This is a genomic window from Jeotgalibacillus marinus, assembly GCF_040801915.1.
Lineage (GTDB): Bacteria > Bacillota > Bacilli > Bacillales > Jeotgalibacillaceae > Jeotgalibacillus > Jeotgalibacillus marinus.
Map to the genome: position 1 here is coordinate 1 of NZ_JBFMIA010000361.1, position 221 is coordinate 221.

Below are 221 nucleotides of genomic sequence, written 5' to 3' on the forward strand. Positions count from 1 at the left end.
CTCCCTCCCCTCCCTCCCCTCCCCCTCCCTTCCCTCCTTCTTCCCCCCCTCTTCCCCTTCCTCCTCTCTTTTTTTTCTCTCCTCTCCCCTTTTCTTTTCCTCTCCCTCCCCTCTCTTCTTCTCCCCTTCTTTCTCCTTTTTTTTCTTTCTCTTCCCTCCTTCTTTTTTCCCCCCCCTCCTCTCCTCTTCTTTTTTTTCTCCCCCTCCTTCTTCCTCCCCTC

General features: G+C 53.8%; 1 protein-coding gene. It reads right to left on the bottom strand.

Annotated features, from left to right (window positions below):
• On the bottom strand, positions 1 to 221 hold a 221-nt coding region (locus AB1471_RS19265), incomplete at both ends, for a hypothetical protein (RefSeq protein ID WP_367781110.1).